Source organism: Novosphingobium sp., assembly GCF_036733805.1.
GTDB lineage: Bacteria > Pseudomonadota > Alphaproteobacteria > Sphingomonadales > Sphingomonadaceae > Novosphingobium.
This window is the reverse complement of the sequence record NZ_DAIMZT010000013.1, coordinates 53,053-55,988: the sequence shown is the minus strand read 5'-3', so window position 1 is coordinate 55,988 and position 2,936 is coordinate 53,053. Positions and strand designations below refer to the sequence as shown.

Here is a 2,936-nt window from a genome sequence, read left to right as displayed (position 1 = left end):
CAGGCCGATCGCCAGGACGAGGCCGAACAGGGTCAGCGTATTGATCGAGAAGCCCACGAGATAAAAGATGGCGAAAGTGCCCAGCAGCACGATCGGCACTGCGATTGCGGGGATCAGGGTGGCTCGCCAGCTCTGCAGGAACACGAACATGACGATCACGACAAGCAGGATCGCTTCGAACAGCGCTTTCTCGACTTCCGAGATGGAGAGCTTGATGAACTCGGTGGAATCGTTGGCGTAAGTGAACTTCAGCCCGTCGGGCATGCCTTCCCCAAGTTCCAGCATCTTGGCCTTGACCGCTTCCGTGGTCGCCAAAGCATCAGCGCCGGGGGCAAGGGATATGGAAATGCCAGAGCCAGGATGCCCGTTGAAGCGCGAGACAACGGCGTAATTGTCTGCTCCGATTTCAACGCGCGCAACATCGCCGATCGTAACGATGGAGCCATCCGCGTTGGTTTTCACCACGATATTGCGGAACTGGTCCACCGTCTGAAGGCGGGAACCGGCGGTGACGATCGCGTCGATTGCCTGGTCTTTGGGCGCGGGCAGGCCCCCGATCTCTCCAGCGGCGACCTCCGTGTTCTGGGACTGGATGGCCGAGATTACGTCGCTTGGCATCAAACCCACGGCCGCGAGCTTGTTCGGATCGAGCCAGATGCGCATCGCGTGCGGCGTGCCGAAGACATTGACGTCCCCCACGCCCGCGACGCGGGAAAGCGGATCCTGAAGGTTGGAGGCCAGATAGTCCGACACATCCATGTTGGAGCGGGTATCGGTCTCGTCATAGACCGCCAGCAAGAGCAGTTGGTCGGGGTTCGATTTGGTTACCTGGACCCCTTGGGCCTGCACGGACTGGGGCAGGCGAGAAAGCGCCGTCTGCACTTTGTTCTGAACCTGCACCTGAGCAATGTCGGGATCAGTTCCCTTCGCAAAAACCGCGCTGATGGTCGCCTGGCCGCGATTGGTGGATTGCGAGCTGAAATACAGCAGGCCGTCAATGCCGGTGAGCTGCTGCTCGATGATCTGGGTGACGCTGTTCTCGATCGTTTCCGCAGAGGCGCCGGGATATGTGGCCCGGATATTCACTTGTGTGGGGGCGATGTCCGGATATTGTTCGTTCGGCAGAAATTCCAATGCGCCGATACCGGCAAGCATGACGATGATCGCCAGCACCCAAGCGAAGATCGGCCTGTCGATGAATATCCGCGACATGCTGCGATCAACCGCCCCTGGGCCCGCTGAGGCCGCGTCCGGCGGAGGCCGAGGCACCTTTACCCTGCGGGGGCGCTACCGGTTGCGGGCTGGTTGCCGCGACCGGCTTGATCGGCGCGCCCTGTTTCAGTCCGTTCAGGCCCTGGACGATGACTTTGTCGCTCTGCATCAGTCCTGAAGTGACCACGGTGTTGGCGCCATAAGTGCGGTCTGCGGTGACCTTGCGACGTTGGGCCTTGTTATCGGTACTTACGACCATCACGTAAGCACTGCCGTCAAAGTCGCGCTGAACCGCCGTTTGCGGGACCAGGAACGCGTTGGGATCAGATGCCTGGTCAAACTCGGCCGTTACGAACATGCCGGGCAACAGCAGGCCGTCAGGATTGGGAAAGCGTGCACGCAGCGTTATCGTACCCGTGCCCTGATCGACCGTGACTTCCGAGAACTGCACCGTTCCCGCAAAGCCATATCTCGTGCCGTCGCCCAGCTTCAGATGCACCTGCGTGCTGCCCGGTTGAACGCCGCCCGCGGCCAGCCTGCGGCGCAGTGCCAACAGGTCGGCGGCGGATTGCTGCATGTCGACGTACATCATGTCAGTACGCTGAATTATGGCCAGCGGATCGGCTTGACTGGCGCTGGCCAACGCGCCGACTGTGAAGAGAGACCGGCCGATCCTGCCACTGATCGGGGCGGGCACGGTCGTGAAGCGCAGATTGACGCGCGCCGTATCCAGCGCGGCGGCGTTCTGCGCAATGGCGGCTTTCGCCACTCGCGCGCTGGCCGCGGCGTCAGTGTAATCCTGCTTGGCGACTGCTTCCATCTCGGCCAGCGGTCTATAGCGATCGGCCTTCGCGATCGCCGCGTTTGCCGATGCACGGGCGCTCATGAGATTGGCCTGCGCCTGATTGACGGCGGCCTGATAGAGGCTCGGATCGATTTGGAAAAGCGGCTGGCCGGCGCGGACATAGCTGCCTTCAGTGAAGTAGCGCTTGCGGATCACGCCGGATACTTGTGGGCGCACTTCGGACGTTTCGAACGCCACTGTACGGCCGCTCAACGAGACGGCGAGCGGTACGGTGGTCGGGCTGACCACGATATAGCCGACTGACGCCGGAGGGGGTTGCGTCCGGTCCTTCGACTGTCCGCCCGTACAACTTGCGAGAAAGGCCGCCGCGGCAAGGCCGAATATCCGGCAGGGGCGGAGCGCAAATGAAAGTTTCAGGTTCCGATTGGGTCTCAATTTGCCCGCCTCGAGGAGAAATCGGCCCGCTATCCAGACATTCGGCCTCTTCCGCAAGCGTCCATTCGTGCTTGCGACATTTTACGACGAACTATTGTAAACCGGCCGACGAGGCGAGGATTATGCAGGAATTTCATGCAATGGATTGTAACGAAACTTGATGATGCCATTCCCGAGCCTGCGGGCCGAAGGATTGCCACAGGACCGAAGGTTTCGTAGATTCATTGCGAGACGCTCACCTTGCTCATGCCGCGCAAACCAGCGAAGGGAGGCGTAGAAGCTGAGGCGCGGACGGCGTACTCGGCCGCCGATATCGGTGTTGGGGACTGAGGACCTGCTTGACACATGGCGTCAATCCCACTGGGGATTTCGGCTTTCGGGCCGATCCCGGAATAAGCTTTTTGAGGAGCTGCTGCTTGTTGTTGTCTGCGTTGGTTGTTCCTCTCGTATTGATTGCTGCCCCTGATGTTTCGCCCGTTCTCGC

General features: G+C 60.7%; 3 protein-coding genes. All 3 read right to left on the bottom strand.

Going from position 1 to position 2,936, the window contains the following annotated elements:
• Positions 1-1,212 (bottom strand): efflux RND transporter permease subunit (locus V7D69_RS05390; protein WP_333605261.1); only part of this gene is annotated, 1,212 nt, incomplete at its 3' end.
• 7 nt (positions 1,213-1,219) lie between these two features.
• Positions 1,220-2,434: an efflux RND transporter periplasmic adaptor subunit gene (locus tag V7D69_RS05385; protein ID WP_333605265.1), complete on the bottom strand. Its 1,215-nt coding sequence runs from the start codon at positions 2,432-2,434 to the stop codon at positions 1,220-1,222.
• Between the two features lie 239 nt (positions 2,435-2,673).
• The coding region (locus V7D69_RS05380; RefSeq protein WP_333605260.1) for a hypothetical protein at positions 2,674-2,936 on the bottom strand (263 nt) is incomplete at its 5' end.